Origin of the sequence: Coprobacillus cateniformis (genome assembly GCF_009767585.1) — a bacterium.
In the GTDB taxonomy this organism is placed as follows: Bacteria; Bacillota_I; Bacilli_A; order Erysipelotrichales; family Coprobacillaceae; genus Coprobacillus; species Coprobacillus cateniformis.
Genome location: NZ_WSNW01000001.1, coordinates 2,651,331 through 2,673,969 on the forward strand (window position 1 = coordinate 2,651,331; position 22,639 = coordinate 2,673,969).

Genomic DNA, 22,639 nt, shown 5'->3' on the forward strand with positions numbered 1-22,639 from the left:
TTTATAAATCACCTCCTATGCATTATAACATATTGTGATTCTAAAAAAAGTCTTTATAATATATTTTATAAGGAGGAGTACTTATGTATATTCAGGAAATATCTCAAAAACTTCAATTATCTAAAAAAGCAATTAATCTTTATGAAGAGAAAGGACTTATTCAACCACAAAAAGACGATCATGGTTATCGTATTTATTTAGAGAAAGAAAAACAAACATTATTAAAAATAAAACAATTAAGACGGTTAGGATTTCATTTAGAAGAAATTAAAAAAGTACTATTGGAGAAACAATATCATATTTTTGATCAGAAAAAAACTGAATATCAAGAAAAACTTTTCCAGATTAATACTTCAATTCAATATATTGATGATATTAAAGAAACTTTAATGAATGAAAATGATATCAATGAAATCTCTCAAGAAATTGATCAAACTTATCATTTAGAAGTCTCTTTTAATCAAGAGAATACAGAGATTAATTTTGATAAATTATGTATTTATCTTTTTACATTAGCCTGGGTTTTTGCTCCTAAAGTAGAGGTCAATTTTTTATGTGAATTTTTATCATACACTTTTTATATAAGTGCATTTTTAATCTATGCTTCGTCTCGAGTGAGATTATTTCTCTTTAAAATCGTTCGTTTCTTTGAAAAATAATTTGACAATCCCTAAGGGAATGGCTTTATAGTGGAGTGAGGAGGGATGGTTTATGATTATTTATATAAGTATTATTTTTATCTTCATTTGTATTCTTTTATTCATCAAATATCTATATCGTTATTATAAGACAAAAATGCTTTATAAAAGTTTTTATCTTGATAAAAGAGATACTGAAGAAGAAATCACAAAAGAATACTTTAAGAAAATTAAAAATCCTGATATTGATGAGGGTGTCTATAATGATTTAGAATTAGATCAGATTTTTAATATCGTGAATAGGACATATAGTGATGTTGGAAAAGAATATATGTATGGACAAATGTTTATATCAAACCATTGTCATAAAGATTTGGAAAATATCATTGAGAAATTAAAAAATGAAAAACTTTTAAAAAAGGTTTTATATGAACTCTATAGTTTATCAAGAGGATATACTCCTTCACTACAATTTTTTGAACAAGACAATATGTTTACACAAAGGGATACAATTAGTATTTTTTTATCAACACTCATTTTATCTAGTCTTATATTAAGTTGTTTTTTTGATATAATGATGGTTAAATATGTTGTATTATGGTTAATGATTCAAGTAGGTCTTTATACACACTATGTTAAAAAAACAGATGATATGATGAGTCAGTGTATGAGTTATTCTTTTGTTGTAGAATGTCTGAAGTCTCTTCAAAGATTTCATTTGTTTTCAACAGAAGAAAGTAAAAAAATATATAAAATGATAAATAGGGCTAATCGTTATACTCTTGTGAGTAGAGTTATTGGAACTCTAAGTCAAATAGATATATTTTATCTTATGGAGTTTATAAAAGGAATCTTTTTTTTACCAATATATCAATGTTATTTTTTACTAAAACATAAGAATGAACTAGGGGAAGATTTTTTAGAGATGTATGAATATGTTGGAAAAGTTGAAACAGCTGTTTCTATTCTTTCATTGCGTCATCAGTACCAGACATGTATTCCAGAGGTTTCATCTGTGCCAATTGTACAATTTAAGAATTGTTATCATCCAATTATTAAGAATCCTGTAAAAAATAGTTTTTCTACAGATACATCTTGTATGATTACAGGTTCAAATGCATCAGGTAAATCTACTTTTTTGAAAACCGTGGGTATAAATATGATTATGGCAAAAGCATATCATACATGTTTTGCTGATGAGTTTGTTTATTATCCATTTCAGCTTTACACATCAATTCATATTCAAGATAATCTAAAGACTGGTGAAAGTTATTATATAAGGGAGATAAAAACTTTGAAAACAATTTTAAACATGATGTCAACACACCAGTGTTTAATACTTATTGATGAAATTTTAAGAGGTACCAATGAGAAAGAAAGAATTGCGATTTCCAAAGTTGTATTAAAGTATATGTTTGAAAGTCAATCCTTGATATTTGTAACAACACATGATTTATCTATTGTTGATGCTTTTAGCAATATCTCTCAATATTGTTTTAATGATGACATTGTTGATAAGATATGGAAGAGTGATTATAAAATAAAAGCAGGAGTTTGTAAAGTTGGAAATGCTATTAAGCTTTTAGAGGTATATGGTTTTGATAGCAAAATTGTAGAACAGTTAAAAAAGCCTTATTAGGCTTTTTCTTGTGGCAACATGTTTTCAAAGACTTCAGATTCTTGATTGATACTTTGATCTATTTCTTCATCTAAATCATCAAAATCAAATTGCTTGACAGCCTTTACAACTCTAAATGCAGTTGTTGCATTGTGCAGGACTGGTCTTAATTGATTCACAATAGGAATAATTTGATTGGCTGTATAAAGTGTTTTTTGAGCAGTCCTAATTGTTGAAGACATTGATAATTGATTCAGTGAATATTTCATTGATTGAAGCAGTGATGGTTTCATCCCCATCATTCCCATAGGATACATCATAGATTGCTGTGGCATATAAGGATATGGATAAGGATTACCTGGAAATTGTGGATACATCATAACACCTCCTATATTAGTATATGTTTATTTTATAAAGGTGTTAGTTATTTATCATGATTTATGAAATAAGATTTGATTTGATATTTGAATTATGTTTTGATACATGGTGAGATATTTTTCTAGATGGTTTATTCCTAACTGTGTTATCGAATAATATTTTCGAGTTGGACCAAGTGGAGATTTTGCTTTACGACATCGAATAAACTCTTTTTTCTCCAAACGTGATAATATGGGATAAAGTGTTCCTTCAATAATATTTTTAAGTCCTGCATCACTTAATTTTAATAGAATATCATAGCCATATGTTTCTTCCTGACTAATAATTTTAAGCACACATCCTTCTAATATCCCTTTAAGTAGTTGACTTTCGTCCATACATTTCCCTCTTTTCTAATTATTTCATTGATTAAGACTTTGATCAAAGATATCAATTTGTTTTTCATGTATCATTTGATATAATTTTAGTCTTGCTATTCTGCCTTTGTCAAGAAGCTTATAGATAGGAATTTCTATAATGAGGAGTAAGCTTGTAAATAGCATTGCATTAGGAGTTTCACTTGTTATAAAAGTGCCAATAATAATAATGAGCACCATAATTATAAAGCATATACTTCCATAATGATCCATGCGCTTATCTTTTTGAAATCTTTCCTCATACCATGTCTGGACATCTAAAGGGATTAAATTCTTCTTTTTTTGTTTTACACAATATTTATTATATTTCTTTCGCATTTGCATAATATTCTCGTTCATAACACTATCATCAAAAGAAAAATAGTTTTCTTCCTGTTGATCAATACGTTTTTGCTGGTTCTTGTGTAAGGTGCATATTGTATATATACTCAATGTGAGGAATAAGAAAAGCCATCGTGGTAAAGGAATCAAAGAATCAATTTGTTCTGGTATAAAAAATATGCTTATAAAAATAATAAAAAAGAGAATCACTGTGATGATATTATCAACTTTTTTTGTATACCATGAATATTTAAAAATAAGTTTTCTGGTTAATAATTTAAAGAGAATGAAAATAAATAAAGAAATAAACATGGAACAAAAGAAGGCACCCATCTTTACATGAGTTGTCCATGGCGAATAAACACCATCAAAAAAATCTACAATTAATCCTATAGTTGTTAATATAAATGCGATAAGGGATAATATACGATAGGCATTTAAAAATTGAAATATTCTATGAAGAGGAGTATTGGTGTGGCTTTTTACCAATTGGTCGCAGAAAAGTTTCATATCAGAGCCGATCACATCTTCAAGTGGACGAGAATCTTCTTGAGCAGATAACAATAAATCTACAACTTCATTCATAATGACACTTAAATTATCACCGGGAAATAGGATGGCTTCAATATATATAGCCATTTTCTCATAAGCTGATTTGTATTCGTTTGTTAACTTTTGAGCATAGTCATCGTAGTTAATATCATTTATCATTCCTCCTACTCCTTGTTTATACATAGTACCTAGTATGAGTATAACATACTACTATGCTATGTCAAGTAGTAACGTGAAAATACAAAAAAGTAACTATTCAAGCAAAGTATTTTGCTTTTTGAATTGAATTATAGTATAATCAAAAGGCTTGAAAGGAGGCGTTATAATGAAATTATATGAACAATATCAATTTAACCCATTTGTCAAAGAGACAATTACTGAATTAAAATTTGAATCGCCTACAAAAATTCAAAAAGAAATTATACCTTTAGTATATAAACAAAGAGATATTATTGGAATCTCACAAACTGGAACAGGGAAAACACATGCTTTTTTGATTCCAATTATGGATATGATTGATGTCACATCAGACTGTGTGCAAGCAGTTATCACAGCACCAACGAGAGAATTAGCTTCACAAATATATGAACATGCCAAACTTTTTATGAAGTATAATCAAGATTTACGTGTTTCTTTAATTATTGGTGGAAGTGATAAACAAAAGGCTATTGATAAATTAACGATTCAACCTCATATTGTTATTGGAACACCAGGAAGAATTAAAGATTTATCATTAGATGAACAAGCTTTAAAAATCACTACAGCAGATATCTTTGTCATTGATGAAGCAGATATGACATTGGAATTTGGATATCTGGAAGATATTGATGCTGTTTTAGGAAAGATGAAAGAAAATCTTCAGATGATGGTTTTTTCAGCAACAATTCCACAAATGTTAAGACCTTTTTTACAAAAATATATGCAAAATCCTAAAATGGTTGAAATTGATGAACAATTAACAACAACTCGTAATGTTTCACATTATTTAGTTCCAACAAAACATCGTGACCGTTATCAAGTTTTAAAGCAAATTATGGGTATTATTGATCCTTACATTTGTTTGATTTTCTGTAATAAGAGAACGGAAGCTGCTGACTTGACTATGAAATTAAGAAATGATGGTTATAAGGTTGGAGAGATTCATGGGGACTTAGAACCAAGAGAACGTCGTCAAATGATGAGACGTATTAAAAATATGGACTATCAATATATTGTTGCTACTGATATTGCAGCAAGAGGTATTGATATTGATGGTGCAAGCCATATTATTAATATGGAATTCCCAACTGAACTTGATTTCTATATTCATAGAAGCGGTCGTTGTGGTCGTGGAAAATATACTGGTGAATGTTATAGTATGTATGATACAAGCAATCAGAATATTGTTCAGGCATTAGAAAAGAAGGGGATTACTTTTGAAATGAAAGAAGTCAAAGGTGATCAATTCGTTGATACTAAAGATCGTGAAAAACGTAAATCACGTGAAAAACATCAAACAGAATTAGAAAAGAAAATTACGTCTATTGTAAGAAAGCCAACAAAAGTGAAACCAGGCTATAAGAAAAAGCGTAAAAGAGTTATTGAAAAAATGGTTAAGCAAGAAAAAAGAGCAATGATTAAACAAGATATTAAGCGACAGAAAAAAGAACGTGCAAAACAAGCACAAAGGGAAAAACGTGAAAGAGAGGAATAAAATGAATGTTGAAAATTGGTAGTCATGTTTCCATGAGTGGAAAAGAAATGATGTTAGGTTCTGTAAAAGAAGCATTATCATATGGTTCAACAACTTTTATGTTTTATACAGGAGCACCACAGAACACTGCTAGAAAACCAATTGATCAATTGAGAATTGATGAAGCAAAGGCATTGATGGCAGAAAACAATATTAATATAGATGATGTTGTTGTTCATGCTCCTTATATAATTAATTTGGCAAATACAATAAAACCTGAAACTTTTGAATTGGCTGTTCGTTTTTTAAAACAGGAAATTGCACGATGTGAAGCTATTGGTATTTCAAAATTGGTTTTACATCCAGGAGCACATGTCAAAGCTGGCGACGAAATTGGACTTCAACAGATTGTGAATGGTTTAAATCAAGTTCTTGATAAAGATCAAACTGTGCATATTGCTTTAGAAACAATGGCAGGTAAGGGCAGTGAATTGGGGCGTGATTTTGATCAGTTAAAATATATTATTGAACATGTTGAACATAATGAATTGTTAGGGGTTTGTTTAGATACATGTCATTTACATGATGGCGGTTATGATTTAACAAAATTTGAAGATATTCTTGATGAGTTTGATGAAAAGATTGGTTTGGATCGTTTGCTTGTTGTTCATGTGAATGATTCTAAGAATGAAAGAGGAGCTCATAAAGATAGACATGAAAATATTGGATATGGTTATATTGGATTTGAGACATTGAATTCGATTGTTCATCATCCAAAATTAAAAGATGTTCCTAAGATATTAGAAACACCTTACATAGATGAACATGCTCCATATAAAGAAGAAATTGATATGTTAAAAAATCAAATCTTCAATAATGGTTTGAAATAATTGTTTAATAAACCAATAATCTTTTGACAAGTGAATTCACTTGTCAATTTTTTTATATAGTTTTCTAGTACAAATTGATATTGATCATGAACCAAAGCATATTGGTTATTTTTAATGATTGATAAAACTGTCTCCTGAGTTTCCTCATCTAATTCAATATCAAATTCTTGTAATAAAATCTTAAAGTCTTCAAGTTTTAATTTAGATATATATTCACTATTTTGGTCTCGCATCTTTTGTTCCTCCTACATATAAACTATGTAAAAAATCTCTAAAGAATGACTATTCCCATATAAAAAGTTTTGAAAATAAAGAACCTGTTATGTAAGTTTATGAATTTTAAATACGAAAAAAGGCTTAAGTAAATACTCAAACCTTTGTCATATTTATAATTTCTTCTTTTAATACTTTAACCATATCTTCTTGTCTGACTTTTTTAATAATTTCTCCTTTTTTAATAAGGAGTCCCTCCTTTACACCACCAGCAATTGCGATATCAGCATGTTTTGCTTCACCAGGACCATTAACTGCACAGCCCATGATAGCAACTGTAATATCTTTATGAATAGTATTTAAGAAATCTTCTATTTCACTTGCAATGGGAATGAGATCATATTGAATTCTTCCACACGTTGGACAAGAGACTAGCGTAGGAACATTTTCAATCAATTCTAATTCTTTTAATAAAGTTTTCGCAACTTTGATTTCTTCAACAGGGTCATCACTTAAAGAGACACGAATAGTGTTTCCAATACCTTGATAAAGAAGTGTTCCAATCCCCAAACTTGATTTAATCGTTCCACCAAGTTTAGTCCCTGCTTCAGTAACACCAATATGGAGAGGGCAATCAAAAGTTTGACTTGCTAATTGATAAGCTTCAATAGTTAATAATGTATTTGAAGATTTTAATGAGATTGCATAGTCATGAAAATTTAGTGATTCTAGTATATCAATATGTTTCTTAGCACTTTCAATCATTCCTTGAGCTGTAGGTTTACCATATTTTTGAAGAATATCTTTTTCTAATGAACCACTATTAACACCAATACGGATGGGAATATGTTTTTTTTGACAAGCTTCTACAACAGTTTTGACCTTGTCTATTGAACCTATATTTCCAGGATTGATTCTGATTTTATCAATACCATTTTCAATCGCAGTCAGTGCAAGTTTATAATCAAAGTGAATATCAGCAATTAAAGGTATATGAATGCTTTTTTTGATAGTAGATATTGCTTTTGCATCATCTTTATCAAAGACAGCAACTCTTACCATTTCACAACCAGCTTCTTCCAATTTGAGAATTTGGTTTATTGTATTTTTTGTATCTTTGGTTTTTGTATTGCACATTGATTGAATAATCACATGTTGATTTCCACCTAATGTTAAATTTCCAACTTTAAATGATTTCGTTTCATGTCTTAACATAATTATCTAACCTCGTTTCTACTCTTATTATACCATATTTTATCATCTAGCCAATAAAAGAAGTCATAACGCATAATTTTGTCGTCAATATTTAGGGAATATGCTAAAATGAAAGTAAGGTAGGTGTTGAATTGGAGGGATATTATGGATAATCATACGAGTATGAGCGAAACACAACAACTGAAATCTGCTATTCAATATATTATAACTGGTTTCCTATTTGCCAGTTTAACTATTGATATAGGGTGGATACCTGAAATTGAAGGGCTTATTTCTGTTTTATGGTTTTTTATTGGATTAAGAATGACTAAAGGTCTCAATTGGAAATTCAAATATGCATATTATCTTAGTCTCTATTTTTTGTTTGCATACTTATTAACAACAATTGTTAATATTCAAACACCGCTCACATTACCTAGTTATTACTATACTACTCATGCTATTTTAAAAGTTATACAAATGACTTTAGTGTTTTTAGGGATGAAAGAAAATTCTTCTTCCATGCGTTTAGATATCACTTTATTTTCTTATTATATGATTTGTTTAATTGGTACTTTTCTTGGTGGAGATGATGTATCATTTCTCATTTGGGGAAGTGTACTGTTATTCATATATATAGTTTATCGTCAATTAAAAAAGTGTAAGCAAGATGCTATAGACTGTCATCTAGTTATGGAATCAAACAATAGAATTTCTACAGGCGTCATTATTATTGGATATTGTATAAGTCTTTTTGTGGTTGGTTATATCATTATTTGGATCTGGCCTCTTATTTCATATAATTACCATGATCTTTATAAACCTACTTATCATAATTTAGATGTTTTAGATGTCACCAATCAAATTGAAGGATGGGATAGTGCAACTATTTATAATATGAATGAGTATCAAAATCTTTATGTATTTCATAAGCAGGAGAAATTAGATAAAAGATATGCAATGATTGATTCAGAGATATATTGTAATTATGGACATGATAAGTATGATGTTGAAGTTGGTATGATAGATTTTGCGAATGGTGAACAATCGTATCAAATTGATGAGAGAATACCTGATTATTTAACTCAAATTGATTCGTTTTTTAATAGTTCATCTTCGGGACGAAGATACTATCGCGTATTTGTAAATCCATTTGATGAAACTCTTAATGTAACATTAGAGATTCTAGCACCTGTTTCAACAATTTATAACGAAGATGACGAAGAGCAGAGTATTGCTATAACTGGTGAATTTAAATATTATGAATATGGAGATACTTATTTTGGTGATATGCATAACTACAAATCTCAAAGTTTTTATGCGTATGTTTATAAAAGCAAATGGGTATTTAACGACTAGAGAATATTTTTTATCTTTTTGCTATAATTTAATATTTTTATCATAATATATAGTGGTGATCATTATATGTTATGGATTATAACAATTATAGAATTTTTAATTGGTTCAGTTTTGCATTTTGTATATGATATCTTTCCTTATTCTGTGGTTGCTCTTATAGCTCCAGTCAATGAAAGTATTTTTGAACACTTAAAGTTAGTTTTGTATCCTATGCTATTTATTGATATTATTTTGTTATTGAGAAATAAAAAAACATATTCATTGACAAGTATGTTAGTGGGGATAATCACTGGTATATTAAGTGTGGTACTAATTTATTACTTCTATCATTATGGTTTAGGCATTGAAAGCCTTATTGTAGATATTGTATTATTATTTGTGGGAATCCTGCTTGGAAATGTAATGATGATTATTGTTGATAAACATCATTGGAATATGGATTGGCGCATTAATCTTATTATTCTTGTTGCATTGATTGTTCTTTTTAGTGTATGGACTTTTTATCCACCTGATTTGCCTATTTTCATAGATAACAGTAAAGCAGTGCTATCATAGCACTGCTTTTAAATGAGTTCTTCAAATTGATTAAGAATATTTTCAAAATAATGGAAGGCATCATCATAGAGTTGATTTTCTAATGGATTGACAAGAGCATCCTTTAATAAATCAACTGGATCTTTGCTACCTCCAGATTTTAGGAAATTCAAGTATGCCTCTTTCTGTTTTTGATCTCCATCAAGTATACGAGAAACAATTGCTAAGGCAACAGTCATACCCAATGTGTATTTATATACATAATAATTATAATAGAAGTGAGGAATATAGAAGCATGAATGACTCACATATTGGTCCATAGTAACATCAGGTCCAAAATATTCAGCATTCTTACTCATATATAAATCAGTAATCATTTGAGCTGACATGGGTTTTCCTTCTTGAGCCCAAGTATGCAGAATATGTTCAAAGTCAGCATACATTGGTTGTCTAAAAATAAGTCCAACACAATTTTCTAATAATTCATAAAGGAAATAGGCTTTTTCTTCTTTAGACGAAGCATGTTCAAGCATATAATTGATTAATAATGTTTCATTAACGGTTGAGGCAACTTCTGCCACAAAAATGCGATAATCACAATTAATAGGTGATTGATGATGACATGAAAGATAAGTGTGAGCACTATGACCAAGTTCATGTATCATTGTTGATAATGAGTTATAGTCACCAATGAAATTCATTAATATATATGGATTGGTATCATAACATCCGCTTGAATAAGCACCAACACGTTTGCCGGCATGTGGATAATAATCAATCCATCTTTCATCTCTTGCTTTTTGAATGATTTCAACATAATCATTTCCAAAAACTTTGACAACATCTAAGATAATATCAAAACATTCATCAACTGTGTATTTTTTTGTATCATATTCAACAAGTGGTATATTTAAATCGTAATTATACATTGTTTCAAGATTAAGAACTTTTTTCTTAAGAGCATTGTAACGATGAAATAAAGGTCTATATTCTTTATTCGCTTTTTCTAAAATTTTAAAGAATAATGATGTTGGTACATTATCATCAAAAAGACTTGCTTCTAATGGACTATTGAATTTTTTTACATCAGCATAGAAAGCATCTTTTTTCATAACACCTGCTAAAGTTGCAGCAAAGACATTTTCATATTTTTTGTATTCTTTAAAAAAGTTATGATAAGCTTCTTGTCTGACATTTGGATCAGGATTTTTAAGAAACTCTGATAAAGTTGCACTGTTTAAGAATTTCTCTTCTCCATTAATATGGACAGGGTCATAATCAAGACGAAAAGCATCAAAAACTTGTGAAGAAACATCAGAAATAGAAGATGTTTTAGAAATGAGAGTTTCCATTTCTTGAGAAAGGACATGTTTCTTTTGTCTGAGAATCTCAGAAATAGAATAGCGATAATCCGCCAGCCTTTCATCCTTTAAGAAGTTTTCAACTTTTGTATGTGCAGCAATCATCTCCACTGTATAAAAATCTAATGCAGAAGTGACTTGTTCATAAAATGAGAGAATGGCTGCATACATTGTTTGATATTTCTGTTGATTTGGTTCAACATCACAGTGTAAATGTGCAAAACAATGTAGTTTTTGAATATATCGTGACATTCTTATATACTCTTCATGAAAGTTGATAAAATGTTCAACATCACTTAAAAAGTGCTCTTTTTGTAGAACTAACTGATCTAATAATTGTTTTGCTTCGTTTAAATCATTGTAAAACTCTTGCTCATCTTTATAAATCGAAGAGAGATTCCATGTATCTTTTGTTTCAATACTTTCTCGTTCCATATGTTTCCTCCTTGTATAGAATATATGATATGTCTTTCCTAAAATTTTGTCAATGCCTACGAATGTATGGTATACTAAAAAGAAAGAAGAGGGGATACTTATACTATCCTTAAAGAAGTTAGAGCAAGTGTTCTAATAATGGTTATTGCCACATTTGCAAATCTACAGAATATCATATATATAATGATTTCTTAAGGATTATGTATAATGATGATGTGAATTCATGTGTTATGAGCATCATAAGCAAATTGATTTATGGGTAAGAGAGAATTTGGTATTGAATGATTGAAGTATTAGGATATAGGACATTCAAAGGAGAAATGTACTATTTTTGATGTTTAAACTCATCAATTCCATTAGGCGATTTTGTTTCAATTAAATGAATGCTGATGGTTTGTAGTACAAAAAGATGACTTTTTTTGCCTTATTTTGAATGAGTAGTATGATTACAGGTATGAATTGATTATATATTTTATCAGGTAAAATAATGGTTAAATTTAAAAAAGTATTGAATATATCAGATAAAGATTAATTATTTTATTCGTTTTGAATATTCTAATTTTTACTTAGTAAAAAATCAAGAAAACATTGATTATATCAACAGTATTTAATGATAAGCAATTATGAATATGTTGATTTTATTAGGGTTAAATAGTAACCTGTGATGTTTTAAAATTTATTTGTACTGATATTCTGTTTTAGAAAGATAAATGTTTGATTTAATTTATTTTCATTTTCGATTATAAAAAATAGTTATTCTTAAATATAAGGTGATGGAATGGATTTTTGAAAAGTAAGATATATATTCTAAAATAAAAAAACTCTTCATTTAAGCATTGAAGAGTGTAAACCAAAAGCAGAGTGTTATGATGGAAAAAAGTGGAGCCATAAAATATCTTCTTTCTTCACATTGTGATTGTAAATTTTTACAAGTTATAAAAGTAAGTATGATAGCAAAAAGAAGACAAATTAATTGAACAAAACTTTGTGGTAATCGTAATGTTGTGATATGGCCTTCTTCTAGTAACACAAACATAGCAATCAATTGTAAGATAAAAGATATAGCATAAATTTTTTTAAGTGAGAAATGAGTTGTTTTTCTCATAATCATAAATTCTCCCAAAGGATATCCTAATATATTCATAAAAGTAATAACTGCAACATAGACTAATAAAAAAGAGCCTATCAAACTACAAATCATATGTATCACCCCAATGAATACTTTAACATGTTTTTAAAACAGTTTTTGTCAAATAAAAAACTCTATCACAAATTAAGCGATAGAGTTAACCAATGTAGCTAATCTTGATTTTTGTCTGCTAGCATAGTTTTTATGATGAATACCTTTACTTACAGATGCATCTAATTTAGATGCAGCGACATTGTAAGCAGCAACTGCAGCTTCTTTATCTCCAGCTTCAACTGCAGTTTTTACTTTCTTAATTGCAGTTTTTAAAGCACTTTTATAAGAATTGTTTAATTCACGTTTTTTGTTATCGTTTTTATAACGTTTGATTTGTTGTTTCATGTTTGCCATTGTTCTTTCACCTCGCTTTTGTATTTCGCCATGTTATTCTATCAAAAATAGACGATAAATGCAATGTTTTATTGTGAAATGATTATATTTTTTTAAAATGGTAATGATTAATGTGGTGAGAACATGAAAAAATATTATACACGAAGTGATTTGGCTATTGAATCATTAGCCCATGCTGTTAAAGACAAAGATTATAAACATAGTGAAAAAAAAGAAGGAAATGTTACAATTGAAACATTTGAAATTTTACAAACAAGTGAACTCTATCCACATGAAGTTGGACAATATGTAGAAATTAGTTTTCCTGATTATCAAGATATTTCAACTTTAACTGAACAATTTGAGAAACAACTCTCTACATTTATTAAAGCTAAAACGAATACAATTGACCCATTAATTCTTTTTGTAGGTTTAGGAAATGAAACTTTAACAAGTGATGCTATTGGGCCTAGAACTTTAAAACATATTCGAGCTACACATCATTATCCATTGGATGAAAGGCATCAGAATCAATATTATGATAGTATGTGTGTGGCTCCAGGTGTTATGGCGCGCACTGGTATGGAAACTGCTGATATTGTTCAATGTTTAGTAGAAGAATTTCATCCAGATATGATTATTGCAATTGATGCATTGTGTGCACAAAGTTATGAAAAAATTTGTCATGTTATTCAAATGAATAATGTTGGTATTTATCCTGGTAGTGGTATTGGAAATCATCGTAAAAGTATTACAGAATCATCGATGGGTGTCCCAGTTGTTGCAATTGGGATTCCAACGGTTATTCATGTATCCAGTCTGGTAAGTGATGTTTACAACTTATTGGAAGGTTATTTCAAAGAATCACTGGACCCATCAACATCTTTGAAGGTGGGGAAACGTAGGAGATATGAAGGAAGACTCAATGAGGTTCAAAGACGATTGATCCTAGGGGAAATTGGTCAACTTGATGAACAAAAGCGTATTCAATTATTAAATGAGGTTTTAAACCCTATTGAAAGTCAATTTGTAATGAGTGATAAAGATATTGATTTTGATATTGAAATGATTTCTAAGATACTATCTTCAGGAATAAATCATTTAAGGTATTAAAGGTGTACTAAATACACCTTTTTTTGCATATATTCTGTTGTATAGTAATAGGGGGAAGAACTATGAATAACAATTTGAAAATTGTTTTGAAAGTGATTGTTGTGGTTGTAATTTTATTAAATCTTCCTTTCCAAAAGGTATACAGTGAAAACGTAGAGAATATCGTATCTTCTTTAACAACAACAGATGTTAAGAAGCAGTCTAATGGAAAATCGATTTATATCTATAACACTCACCAAGGGGAAAAATATGCAAGTAATTCGGTCAAAGAAGGGAGCAAATATCTGATGCAATTATTAGAACAAAGAGGGTATAGTGTTGATTATGAAACAACAGATTTTGAATTGTATAAGATGAAGAATCATATTGATTATGCATATTCTTATACAGTTTCAAAGAAATATTTGAATAATGCCTTAAAAGATCATGGAGGATATGATTTGGTCATTGATTTTCATCGTGATTCTATAAAAAAATCATTATCAACAATTACTGTTGATAATAAGAATTACGCAAAGCTAATGTTTGTAGTAGGAAAGGGAAGTGGCAATTATCCAGCTGTAAATAAGTGTTGTGAGAAATTATCATCAATGATTAATAAAAAAATACCTAAATTATCACGAGGTGTTATGTTAAAACAAAGTCATTATAATCAAGGTGTAACTAAAAATATGGTCTTGATTGAAGTTGGAGCCAATGAAAACACATATGAAGAAGTTCAAAATTCACTCAATATTTTAGCATTAGTTCTTGATGAATATTTAAGTGCATGAAACAATTTTGGACAGATTTATGTTTGGTTTTGCTTTTAATATGTGTTATTTCATTGTTTTTTGGAGATTATAATGTATCTCAGACAATGTTTCAAAGGTCGATTGATGATTTTGAAGAGTCAGTTTCTTCAGGTGAAAAGCCAAAAGATCAGTATGTGACTATTCAAGATTCTTCTGATAATCATGTGTCATCATTCCTCAAAACTATGAGTGATGGATGTGTACAGGTGATTCAGTATATTGTTTTGATTTTCTCTAATTTTGTTAGTATGATATTAACTGTTATGGTATACTAATAAGGAAAGAGAGTTGGTAAGAATGAACAAAAAAAGAATTGTATTTATGGGAACAGCATCTTTTTCTTTAGCAATTTTAAAAATGCTGTTTGAAGAAGATTATAATGTTGTAGGGGTTGTTTCTCAACCTGATAGATATGTTGGCAGAAAGAAAATTCTAACAATGCCTGATGTAAAGATAGAAGCTTTAAAGCATGATGTTCCAGTTATTCAGCCTCAAAAGATTAGAGAAGAGTATCAAGCTATCTTAGATTTGAAACCTGATTTGATTATTACAGCAGCATATGGTCAACTGGTTCCTCAGGCAGTATTAGATGCACCAACTTTAGGATGTGTCAATGTACATGCATCTTTATTGCCTATGTATCGAGGAGGAGCACCAGTTCATCAATGCATTATTGATGGTCAGGATCAAACTGGTGTGACAATTATGTATATGGTCAAGAAAATGGATGCTGGAAATATCATTAGTCAGCAGGTGATTCCAATTCATATTGAAGATACTGTTGGTGATTTGTATGAGCGTTTAAGTGAAGTGGGGGCTCAACTCTTAAAGGACACTCTTCCATCAATTCTTGAGGGAACAAATCAAAGTCTTCCTCAGGATGAAAGTTTGGTTACATATGCACCGACACTGTCAAGAGAAGATGAACGGATTGACTGGAATTTAGGTGCTTTACAAGTCTATAACAAAGTGAGAGGGACAAATCCCTGGCCAGGAAGTTATACAACCTATCAAGGAAAAGTCGTTAAAATCTGGGCTGGTCAAGTTCATCAATGTGAGAATGCCATAACACATCATGCACATCAGGACAATGGTACGATTGTTAAAATTTTTAAAGATGCAATTGGTGTGAAAGTTTGTGATGGTGTTTATCTGATTACTGAATTTCAGTTAGAGGGAAAGAAGAAAATGTCTGTCAAAGATTATTTAAATGGGCATAATATATTTGAAGTTGATACAAAGTTTGAATAAGATAGTCGTTTTCACATGACTATCTTTTCTTTTCAATGTATAATAATATTTACGAGGAGTGATAAAAAATGAGAATGGTTGATTTAATTCAAAAGAAAAGAGATGGCTTAGAATTAACAGATGAAGAAATTCACTTTATTATTGATGGTTATACAAAGGATATTATTCCTGATTATCAAATGAGTGCATGGATGATGGCTATTTGTTTTCAAGGTTTAAATAAACGTGAAACGGCTTCTTTAACTCTGGAAATGATGCATAGTGGAGATATTATTGATTTAAGTGCAATTCAGGGAATTAAGGTGGATAAGCATAGTACTGGAGGAGTTGGTGATAAAACGTCATTAGTATTAGGACCAATTGTTGCGGCCTGTGGTGTTCCAGTAGCTAAAATGAGTGGACGTGGACTTGGACATACTGGTGGAACTTTGGATAAGTTAGAATCTATCCCAGGATTAAATATTATGATTAGTGAAGAAGCTTTTGTGAAACAAGTTAATGATTGTCAATTGGCAATTATTGGACAGAGTGCTCATCTTGACCCTGCTGATAAAAAGATGTACGCACTTCGTGATGTCACCGGTACGGTTTCTTGTATTCCATTAATTGCCTCATCAATTATGTCAAAGAAATTAGCAGCTGGAAGTGATGCTATTTTATTAGATGTTAAATATGGTGATGGAGCTTTTATGAAAACAATTGAAGATGCTAAAGTTTTAGCACGTACAATGATTGAAATTGGTGAATCTTTAGGAAAAGATACACGAGCAACAATTTCAAATATGTCTCAACCATTAGGAAATGCAATTGGAAACAGTTTAGAAGTTAAAGAGGCTATTGAAACTTTAAATGGAAATGGACCAGAGGATTTGCTAGAACTTTGTTTACAAGCAGGCAGTCACATGTTAGTTCAAGCTAAGAAAACTGATTCAGAGTTAATAGCCAGACAGATGTTAGAAGACACTATTACCAGTAAAAAGGCATTACATGTTTTATGTGCAATGGTGAAAGCTCAGGGTGGTGATGATGAATATATTAAACATCCTGGTATGTTTGAAAAAGCTAAAGAAGTCATTGCTGTTAGAGCTGAACATGATGGTTATGTCAAAGAGTTGGAGGCTTTATCGCTTGGACTTGTAAGCATGAAACTAGGTGGCGGAAGACAAACAACAAAGGACCAAATAGATCATAGTGTTGGCTTAGTCTTAAATAAAAAAATTGGAGATTTTGTTAAGCGTGATGATGTTTTGGTTTATGTACACACAAATACGGGATTAAGTGAGGAACTTAAAAATGAAATTTTAGGTGCTTATCATTTTACGAATGATTTTGTAAAGAAACCAATATTAATCGATGAAATTTTATCTTAGATGATGAAAGAGAGTTTGAGGTAAAACTCTCTTTTTCATATTTTGTTCTTTTTATGTATTTCTATAAGGAATTCAGTATAATAAAAAAGGTGATGAAGATGGGAAAATATTTATTTTATGATATTGATGGAACATTAATGGGACCATCACGCAAAGTAACTGAAAAAACAAAATGGGCTATAGAAGAAGCCAAAAGACAAGGACATAGAGCGTTTTTATGTACTGGAAGGGCACCAACATCCATCTCAGATGATTTGAAGGAAATTGATTTTGATGGAATTGTTTGTAGTGCTGGTGGATTTGTTATTGTTAATGGTGAATTTATTTTTGAAAATTTTATGAATCAGTATATTTTATCAGAAGTGATGACATTATTTATAAACAATCATATTTTGTTTACATTGGAAACGAAAAAAGCACTTTATCAGACACCAGGTGTTAATGAATTTTTTGATCAAAGACATCAGTTAGATTGTAAAGAAAATTTGGAACTTGCAAGATTTTTTGAAATAAGAAGGCAGAGTGAGAATAGAAAACCTGTTAGAGATTTTGATATATTGACGACAGGAGTGACAAAAGTCTGTTTTATTGCACCTGAAAAAGACCGCTTTTATCAATGTATTCCTTTTTTAGAGGAATTTTTCAATGTTGTGATTTTTTCAAAAGATGCTGATGATTTTGTGAATGGTGAAATCATCCTTAAACATTGCACAAAAGCAGATGGTATTAAACGTGTTGTTGAGTATTTCCATGGCAATATGGAAGATACTGTAGGATTTGGTGATAGCATGAATGATTATCAAATGTTAGAAGAAGTTAGTATTGGTGTTGTTTATGAAGATGCACCAGAAAATTTAAAGAAATTAGGACAATATTATTTTACTGATCCTGATCAAGATGGCATTTATAAAGTCATGAAAGAGATGGGGTTGATATCTGATGAATTGTTCTAATGAGGAGGTAAAATGGAAATTTGTATAGAAATGGTACAAAGATTAATTAATGAACAATATCCTGAATTTATGGGGTTGAATATCAAGCCAGTTGAAAAAAGTGGACATGATAATAGAACATTTCATTTAGGTGAGGATATGATTATAAGATTGCCTAGTGGAAAAGATTATGCGATGCAGGCAAAAAAAGAAAACCAATGGTTATTATATTTGGCAAAGCATCTCTCTTTACCTATTTCAAAGCCTTTGTATCTAGGGAAAGAGACAGAGTATTATCCATATCCTTGGTCTATTTTAAGTTATTTAGAAGGAGAAACGTTATCATATGATAATATTGAAAATCAAGAGATATTTGCTGTAGAATTAAGAAAATTCTTAGATGAATTTCAACAGATACCTTGTGAGAATGGACCAGATGCTGGTAAACATAATTTTTATCGTGGTGGAAATTTAAAGGTTTATAATCATGAAACAGTAGAGGCATTAAATACCTTATCAAATAATATCAATAATGCCAAACTTTTGGATTTATGGCATTTGGCATTGGCATCAAATGAGCAGATGAAGAATGTGTGGGTACATGGTGATGTAGCACCTGGCAATCTATTGATTAAAAACGGACATCTTTGTGCGGTGATTGATTTTGGTATTTTAGGGGTTGGCGATCCAGCCTGTGATTATGCTATGGCATGGACATTTTTTAATAGTCAAGGTCGCGAAGTCTTTTTAAAAGGATTATCACAAGCAATGCGAAATCGAGCAATGGGATGGGCTTTATGGAAAGCACTTATTACATATGAAAGTGATGAAGAGGAAAGAAGAGTTCAAGCAAAATATACAATTGCACAAATAGAGAAGGATTATGATTGATCTTTCTTTTTTTTGTAAAAAAAAGAAACGCGTTAACGTTTCTTAAATTTATAAACGAGACGATTCACATAAGGAATAGCTGAGAGTTCTTGTGGATGGTCTGCATAGAGGTAAAGGATTACAGTAAAGTAAACAATCACTCCAATGATAACAGAAATGATTAATGGAATAAAAACCTTTCGTGTTAATATAAATAAACCAAAATAACAGGCTCCAACAACAATTCCCATAAGTATTGCTGCAAGTAATGGTAAAACATATGTACGTCTAATTTCTTGTTTATAATGTGTTTTTTTACGTAAAGACTTTTGATTTAAATAGCAAACCTGAAGACCATAAATACAATTTCCAATTACGAGTGAATAAAGACCTAATGGTGTGAAAAAGAGTAAAGCAAATGTAATTATACAATGCCAAACTAAGGCGATAGCTGAATTCTTTAATGGTGCTTTCACTTCTCCAATAGCTTGTAGGATTCCATTTGTTAATGTAGATAATCCAAAGAAAACAACTCCTGGACTTCCAACAGCTAAAAGCATAGTAGAAGTTATGATTGTTTCTTTTTGAGGAAAAATCATACCAATAATTGGATAAGCCAATACACTCATCCCAACCGCTGAAGGAATAAGAATTAACATCGTGATACGAATACCTGATCTTATATGTTCTTTTGTTTGTCTGTAATCTCTTAAAGACCAAGAAGATGATATGGCAGGAATAGAGGCTGTTGACATAGCTGCCGCTAAAGCTACAGGAACGTTCTGTAAGACAATATATTCACCAGAGTATACACCATATAATGTTGTTGCATTGACACCTGTTCCCATTGCTGCATAGAAAATATACATATCAATAGTTGTTACAAGGTTATAGATGCACGTTGCAAAAATAATTGGTGTTACAATACTTAAAATCATTTTAAAAATATCTTTGTAAGAATCTTCGTAATCATCAGGTTCATTTTCGATAATTATATTATTTTTACGTTTCATATACATGAAAGTCATATAAAGTAGACCTATTAAAACCCCTGCCCCAGTACCTAAAGCACTACCTGCTGCTCCAGCAGAAGCTAATGGACTGCCACCAGTACTTAAATATGGCTGGATAAAAAGATAAGCGGCTCCTACAGAGACAATAGCATTAAAAACCTGTTCAATAATTTGTGATACAGATGTATAAAGGGTTGTTTGATGAGCTTGGAAATAACCTCTAAATACACCTAATAGCCCTGATAGGAAAATGGTAGGACATAGAACTCTTAAAGCATTCACTGCATTTTCCTGTACAATAAATGGTGCGATAAAGAAGGTAACAATTGCAGCTCCACCCCCTATTGCACAAATATAAATAAAAGAGCATTTTAATATTTTTTGTACATTATTATATTGGTTTAAAACAAGTTTTTCAGAGATTAATTTAGATATTGCGGTTGGAATACTGTATGAAGAGATTAATAAAATCAAAGCATATATGGTATATGATGTTGAATAATAACCAATTCCTTCTGAGGTAATTAAAGCTTTTAATGGACTTCTATATAAAACACCTATGATACGTACGAGTATTCCAGCAATAGCTAAAATAGATGCTTGTTTGACAATGGAACGTGTTCGATTCATACTGGACCTCACTTTCTATAAATTTTATTATAACATTAAATAACGTAAAAGCAAAAATCATTTCGACTTTTATGTTATTTTCATATGTTTTACACATTTATTTGTTATAATACTGATTGTTACATAAACATTTAGGAGTATAAGAAAGATGAAAAAAAAGAATTTTCGTTTAAAAAAACAATATAGAATGCATATGGCTTTTTTTGCTATTTGTGCAATGTCTATTTTGATGATATCTTTTTATTATGTATATCGTATATTAACTAATATAAATGACAATATTGAAGAACAAAACAATCAATATATACAAGCACAAAAGAAACCAGAGAATAATAAAGTAAAAGATACAAAGGATACCTCTATAGATATTGTGGCTATTGGAAATAGTGATCTTTATAGTGGATGGAACTCTTTACAGTTATGGAATGAGCAAGGAATAACCTCATTTGTAGCAGCAGGACCAAAACAAAATACAAAATTATCCTATTATATGTTAAAAGAAGTATTGAAAATTGAGAAACCAAAGTTGGTGGTATTAGAGGTTGATGCTTTTTTTGGCGAGTATGAAGAAATTGATTCAAAAGGCTACCAATATACTGCTCAAAAATATTGTTATAAACTTTTTGAAAATAAAGAGGAGTGGAGCATAATTAAAGATGAACCATATATGAAAAGTGAATATTTACAAAATCGTATGAGATTATATGGTTATTACTATGATAAAACAGTTGAAAAGTGTACAACAGGTTTCTCATATATGAAAAAAAGTCAAAACCGAACAACTGTTTCATCTTATACAAAAAAGTATTTAAATAAAATTATTCAGTTAGCATATGAGAATAATTGTCAAATCTTATTTATCTGTTTTCCATCTGAATCTTCTTGGAGTTATGCAAGACATAATACAGTAAGCGATTATGCTAAAAAATATAGTATTCCCTTTATTGATTTGAATATTGAACAATATGATACAGGTTTTAGTTGGTTATCTGATTCACGTGATGGTGGTAATCATTTAAATTATTCAGGTGCAACAAAAATGACTCATTTCTTAGGACAATATATAAAAAATAACTATCAAATTAAAGATAAAAGGAATGATTCCTTATACACATCTTGGAATGAAGATTATGACAATTTTATTAAAGAACTTATTAAGAATTGAAATATAAAAACAAAGTATAATTTTTCCTTGATACACTATATCAAGGAAAATAAAAGTGGGAAATTATATAATTATCTGTTAGAGTCAATGTATATTCGCCTAGATTAACTCAAAGTCGTAATTATAGGTAATATTTTGAATAATGAAGTTGTTTTTAATTATAATGATTATTATTTAATCTTTTAAAAGTCTTAAGGGATTTAAGTGCGTTAAAGAAGTGAATGTGTTTGAGAAGAATGATATCTTTGGAAGTCTTATTTAGTTAGAGACAAAAGTTAGACTATTTTATTTAAGTGAAAAAAAATAAAAAATCATTAGAATAATTAAAGATAGTATTAATTTTTTGGGGAACATTTAGTAATAGGCATTATAGATATTTTAAATATCACACTTATAAATTTTTT

23 protein-coding genes are annotated in these 22,639 nt (G+C 29.9%); 14 read left to right on the forward strand and 9 right to left on the reverse strand.

Annotated elements, in window-relative coordinates; all coding sequences use genetic code 11:
• The first annotated feature begins 83 nt into the window (after positions 1-83).
• Complete coding sequence (locus GQF29_RS12990) at positions 84-659, forward strand: MerR family transcriptional regulator (protein WP_054688499.1); 576 nt, start codon at positions 84-86, stop codon at positions 657-659.
• 52 nt (positions 660-711) lie between these two features.
• Positions 712-2,277, forward strand: coding sequence for a MutS-related protein (locus tag GQF29_RS12995; protein ID WP_160340818.1), 1,566 nt, complete (start codon positions 712-714; stop codon positions 2,275-2,277).
• On the opposite strand, the gene GQF29_RS13000 is transcribed toward GQF29_RS12995, so the two are convergent.
• Genes GQF29_RS13000 through GQF29_RS13015 form a run of 3 tightly spaced genes read right to left on the reverse strand, consistent with a single transcriptional unit; the run spans position 2,274 to position 4,082 of the window.
• Entirely contained in the window at positions 2,274-2,633 is a 360-nt protein-coding gene (locus GQF29_RS13000) for a hypothetical protein (protein ID WP_017143857.1), read from the reverse strand. The genes GQF29_RS12995 and GQF29_RS13000 overlap by 4 nt on opposite strands.
• Positions 2,634-2,687: 54 nt before the next feature.
• Positions 2,688-3,011: a PadR family transcriptional regulator gene (locus tag GQF29_RS13005; RefSeq protein ID WP_054325271.1), complete on the reverse strand. Its 324-nt coding sequence runs from the start codon at positions 3,009-3,011 to the stop codon at positions 2,688-2,690.
• A 24-nt stretch (positions 3,012-3,035) separates the two neighbouring features.
• Complete coding sequence (locus GQF29_RS13015; RefSeq protein WP_236916436.1) at positions 3,036-4,082, reverse strand: DUF1048 domain-containing protein; 1,047 nt, start codon at positions 4,080-4,082, stop codon at positions 3,036-3,038.
• Between the two features lie 166 nt (positions 4,083-4,248).
• On the opposite strand from GQF29_RS13015, the gene GQF29_RS13020 reads away from it, so the two are divergent.
• Both GQF29_RS13020 and GQF29_RS13025 read left to right on the forward strand, forming a co-directional pair.
• Positions 4,249-5,616, forward strand: coding sequence for a DEAD/DEAH box helicase (locus GQF29_RS13020; RefSeq protein WP_160340819.1), 1,368 nt, complete (start codon positions 4,249-4,251; stop codon positions 5,614-5,616).
• 5 nt (positions 5,617-5,621) lie between these two features.
• Positions 5,622-6,485, forward strand: coding sequence for a deoxyribonuclease IV (locus tag GQF29_RS13025; RefSeq protein ID WP_054325269.1), 864 nt, complete (start codon positions 5,622-5,624; stop codon positions 6,483-6,485).
• Here GQF29_RS13025 and GQF29_RS13030 read toward each other — a convergent pair.
• Both GQF29_RS13030 and ispG read right to left on the reverse strand, forming a co-directional pair.
• On the reverse strand, positions 6,458-6,718 hold the full coding sequence (locus tag GQF29_RS13030) for a hypothetical protein (RefSeq protein WP_117598729.1): 261 nt from the start codon (positions 6,716-6,718) through the stop codon (positions 6,458-6,460). The two genes, GQF29_RS13025 and GQF29_RS13030, sit on opposite strands and share 28 nt — an antisense overlap.
• A 136-nt stretch (positions 6,719-6,854) precedes the next feature.
• Positions 6,855-7,913, reverse strand: coding sequence for a flavodoxin-dependent (E)-4-hydroxy-3-methylbut-2-enyl-diphosphate synthase (gene ispG, locus GQF29_RS13035; protein WP_160340820.1), 1,059 nt, complete (start codon positions 7,911-7,913; stop codon positions 6,855-6,857).
• A gap of 144 nt (positions 7,914-8,057) precedes the next feature.
• On the opposite strand from ispG, the gene GQF29_RS13040 reads away from it, so the two are divergent.
• Together GQF29_RS13040 and GQF29_RS13045 are read left to right on the forward strand one after the other, a co-directional pair.
• Entirely contained in the window at positions 8,058-9,251 is a 1,194-nt protein-coding gene (locus GQF29_RS13040) for a hypothetical protein (protein ID WP_054688498.1), read from the forward strand.
• A gap of 66 nt (positions 9,252-9,317) precedes the next feature.
• A complete protein-coding gene (locus GQF29_RS13045) occupies positions 9,318-9,806 on the forward strand; it encodes a DUF6512 family protein (RefSeq protein ID WP_054688495.1) in 489 nt (162 codons plus the stop codon).
• Between the two features lie 8 nt (positions 9,807-9,814).
• On the opposite strand, the gene pepF is transcribed toward GQF29_RS13045, so the two are convergent.
• From pepF to rpsT, 3 genes are all read right to left on the reverse strand, one after another.
• Positions 9,815-11,581, reverse strand: a complete 1,767-nt coding sequence (gene pepF, locus GQF29_RS13050) for an oligoendopeptidase F (RefSeq protein WP_054688493.1) — start codon at positions 11,579-11,581, stop codon at positions 9,815-9,817.
• Between the two features lie 829 nt (positions 11,582-12,410).
• Positions 12,411-12,782, reverse strand: a complete 372-nt coding sequence (locus tag GQF29_RS13055) for a hypothetical protein (RefSeq protein WP_054688491.1) — start codon at positions 12,780-12,782, stop codon at positions 12,411-12,413.
• Between the two features lie 72 nt (positions 12,783-12,854).
• Complete coding sequence (gene rpsT, locus GQF29_RS13060) at positions 12,855-13,118, reverse strand: 30S ribosomal protein S20 (RefSeq protein WP_008787843.1); 264 nt, start codon at positions 13,116-13,118, stop codon at positions 12,855-12,857.
• A 123-nt stretch (positions 13,119-13,241) separates the two neighbouring features.
• Here rpsT and gpr point away from each other — a divergent pair, with 123 nt between their 5' ends.
• The 7 genes from gpr (at position 13,242) to GQF29_RS13095 (ending at position 19,448) form a co-directional block, all read left to right on the forward strand.
• Entirely contained in the window at positions 13,242-14,210 is a 969-nt protein-coding gene (gpr, locus tag GQF29_RS13065) for a GPR endopeptidase (protein ID WP_008787844.1), read from the forward strand.
• Between the two features lie 62 nt (positions 14,211-14,272).
• On the forward strand, positions 14,273-14,983 hold the full coding sequence (gene spoIIP / locus GQF29_RS13070; protein ID WP_008787845.1) for a stage II sporulation protein P: 711 nt from the start codon (positions 14,273-14,275) through the stop codon (positions 14,981-14,983).
• Entirely contained in the window at positions 14,980-15,279 is a 300-nt protein-coding gene (locus GQF29_RS13075) for a hypothetical protein (RefSeq protein ID WP_008787846.1), read from the forward strand. Before spoIIP ends, GQF29_RS13075 begins: the two co-directional genes overlap by 4 nt.
• A gap of 22 nt (positions 15,280-15,301) precedes the next feature.
• Entirely contained in the window at positions 15,302-16,255 is a 954-nt protein-coding gene (gene fmt, locus GQF29_RS13080; protein ID WP_054688489.1) for a methionyl-tRNA formyltransferase, read from the forward strand.
• A 68-nt stretch (positions 16,256-16,323) separates the two neighbouring features.
• Positions 16,324-17,625, forward strand: a complete 1,302-nt coding sequence (locus GQF29_RS13085) for a pyrimidine-nucleoside phosphorylase (protein WP_054688486.1) — start codon at positions 16,324-16,326, stop codon at positions 17,623-17,625.
• Positions 17,626-17,723: 98 nt separating this feature from the next.
• Complete coding sequence (locus GQF29_RS13090; protein WP_117598725.1) at positions 17,724-18,578, forward strand: Cof-type HAD-IIB family hydrolase; 855 nt, start codon at positions 17,724-17,726, stop codon at positions 18,576-18,578.
• A 12-nt stretch (positions 18,579-18,590) separates the two neighbouring features.
• Positions 18,591-19,448: an aminoglycoside phosphotransferase family protein gene (locus tag GQF29_RS13095; protein WP_117598724.1), complete on the forward strand. Its 858-nt coding sequence runs from the start codon at positions 18,591-18,593 to the stop codon at positions 19,446-19,448.
• Positions 19,449-19,480: 32 nt separating this feature from the next.
• Here GQF29_RS13095 and GQF29_RS13100 read toward each other — a convergent pair whose 3' ends face one another.
• Complete coding sequence (locus tag GQF29_RS13100; protein ID WP_117598723.1) at positions 19,481-21,070, reverse strand: putative polysaccharide biosynthesis protein; 1,590 nt, start codon at positions 21,068-21,070, stop codon at positions 19,481-19,483.
• A 148-nt stretch (positions 21,071-21,218) separates the two neighbouring features.
• On the opposite strand from GQF29_RS13100, the gene GQF29_RS13105 reads away from it, so the two are divergent.
• A complete protein-coding gene (locus GQF29_RS13105) occupies positions 21,219-22,235 on the forward strand; it encodes a hypothetical protein (RefSeq protein WP_117598722.1) in 1,017 nt (338 codons plus the stop codon).
• Positions 22,236-22,639: the final 404 nt, after the last annotated feature.

Bases quoted from the DNA above. Each gene is read 5' to 3' on its own strand.
- ispG (WP_160340820.1), bottom strand. From the start codon at position 7,913: ATGTTAAGACATGAAACGAAATCATTTAAAGTTGGAAATTTAACATTA.
- GQF29_RS12990 (WP_054688499.1), top strand. From the start codon at position 84: ATGTATATTCAGGAAATATCTCAAAAACTTCAATTATCTAAAAAAGCA.
- gpr (WP_008787844.1), top strand. From the start codon at position 13,242: ATGAAAAAATATTATACACGAAGTGATTTGGCTATTGAATCATTAGCC.
- GQF29_RS13005 (WP_054325271.1), bottom strand. From the start codon at position 3,011: ATGGACGAAAGTCAACTACTTAAAGGGATATTAGAAGGATGTGTGCTT.
- pepF (WP_054688493.1), bottom strand. From the start codon at position 11,581: ATGGAACGAGAAAGTATTGAAACAAAAGATACATGGAATCTCTCTTCG.
- GQF29_RS13000 (WP_017143857.1), bottom strand. From the start codon at position 2,633: ATGTATCCACAATTTCCAGGTAATCCTTATCCATATCCTTATATGCCA.
- GQF29_RS13090 (WP_117598725.1), top strand. From the start codon at position 17,724: ATGGGAAAATATTTATTTTATGATATTGATGGAACATTAATGGGACCA.
- GQF29_RS13085 (WP_054688486.1), top strand. From the start codon at position 16,324: ATGAGAATGGTTGATTTAATTCAAAAGAAAAGAGATGGCTTAGAATTA.
- GQF29_RS13055 (WP_054688491.1), bottom strand. From the start codon at position 12,782: ATGATTTGTAGTTTGATAGGCTCTTTTTTATTAGTCTATGTTGCAGTT.
- fmt (WP_054688489.1), top strand. From the start codon at position 15,302: ATGAACAAAAAAAGAATTGTATTTATGGGAACAGCATCTTTTTCTTTA.
- GQF29_RS13020 (WP_160340819.1), top strand. From the start codon at position 4,249: ATGAAATTATATGAACAATATCAATTTAACCCATTTGTCAAAGAGACA.
- GQF29_RS13025 (WP_054325269.1), top strand. From the start codon at position 5,622: ATGTTGAAAATTGGTAGTCATGTTTCCATGAGTGGAAAAGAAATGATG.
- spoIIP (WP_008787845.1), top strand. From the start codon at position 14,273: ATGAATAACAATTTGAAAATTGTTTTGAAAGTGATTGTTGTGGTTGTA.
- GQF29_RS13095 (WP_117598724.1), top strand. From the start codon at position 18,591: ATGGAAATTTGTATAGAAATGGTACAAAGATTAATTAATGAACAATAT.
- GQF29_RS13105 (WP_117598722.1), top strand. From the start codon at position 21,219: ATGAAAAAAAAGAATTTTCGTTTAAAAAAACAATATAGAATGCATATG.
- GQF29_RS13045 (WP_054688495.1), top strand. From the start codon at position 9,318: ATGTTATGGATTATAACAATTATAGAATTTTTAATTGGTTCAGTTTTG.
- GQF29_RS13100 (WP_117598723.1), bottom strand. From the start codon at position 21,070: ATGAATCGAACACGTTCCATTGTCAAACAAGCATCTATTTTAGCTATT.
- GQF29_RS13030 (WP_117598729.1), bottom strand. From the start codon at position 6,718: ATGCGAGACCAAAATAGTGAATATATATCTAAATTAAAACTTGAAGAC.
- GQF29_RS13075 (WP_008787846.1), top strand. From the start codon at position 14,980: ATGAAACAATTTTGGACAGATTTATGTTTGGTTTTGCTTTTAATATGT.
- GQF29_RS13040 (WP_054688498.1), top strand. From the start codon at position 8,058: ATGGATAATCATACGAGTATGAGCGAAACACAACAACTGAAATCTGCT.
- GQF29_RS12995 (WP_160340818.1), top strand. From the start codon at position 712: ATGATTATTTATATAAGTATTATTTTTATCTTCATTTGTATTCTTTTA.
- rpsT (WP_008787843.1), bottom strand. From the start codon at position 13,118: ATGGCAAACATGAAACAACAAATCAAACGTTATAAAAACGATAACAAA.
- GQF29_RS13015 (WP_236916436.1), bottom strand. From the start codon at position 4,082: ATGATAAATGATATTAACTACGATGACTATGCTCAAAAGTTAACAAAC.